The organism is Synechococcus sp. W70.1, assembly GCF_047461515.1.
In the GTDB taxonomy this organism is placed as follows: domain Bacteria; phylum Cyanobacteriota; class Cyanobacteriia; order Thermostichales; family Thermostichaceae; genus Thermostichus.
This window is the reverse complement of the sequence record NZ_JANSHH010000027.1, coordinates 1-609: the sequence shown is the minus strand read 5'-3', so window position 1 is coordinate 609 and position 609 is coordinate 1. Positions and strand designations below refer to the sequence as shown.

1 protein-coding gene is annotated in these 609 nt (G+C 67.0%); it reads right to left on the bottom strand.

The genetic code is table 11. The features are described from left to right. Positions 1 to 609, bottom strand: a 609-nt coding sequence (locus NW808_RS06600) for a transposase (RefSeq protein WP_414420691.1), incomplete at both ends; no start/stop codon positions are given.

Genomic DNA, 609 nt, shown 5'->3' with positions numbered 1-609 from the left:
ATGTCCAGGTAACGCCGGAAAGCCCAGTCCTCACCGTGTTTCCCTGACGGGAAAGCAGCCGTGGCCCTCAGCATCACCACCGTGGCCAGATTCACCAGGCTCCCCTCGCCGGGGAAGACCCCAACCACCCTGGTCCGCCGCTTCACCTCACGGATAAGCCGCTCCAGCACATTGGTGCTCTTGATGTGCCGCTGGTGGACCCCGGGAAAGTCCAGGTAGGTCAGGGCCTCCCCCAGACCCTGGGCAAACACCTCCACCGCCCGCTTAAACCGGTCCCGGTAGCGCTCAACGAACCCCCGGGCCAAAGATTCCGCCGTGCCCCGCCGCCGCGCCACAAACACCTCCTGGAGCTCCTCGGCCACCACGCCTCGCTCCGACCGCGGCACGTGAGCTAAAACGTTCCGCGTAAAGTGCACCACGCGCCGCTGCCAGCTGGCCCCAGGAAGCTCCGCCATCACCGCTTGGCGGATGGAAGGGTGGTCGTCGGAAATGACCAGCCTCACCCCCCGAAGCCCCCGCTCCACCAGGCCCTTCAGCAGGTTCCTCCAGGCCTCCTTCCGCTCCCCGCCCGCCGGTTCCACCACCAGCACCTCCCGGTAGCCTTCTTCG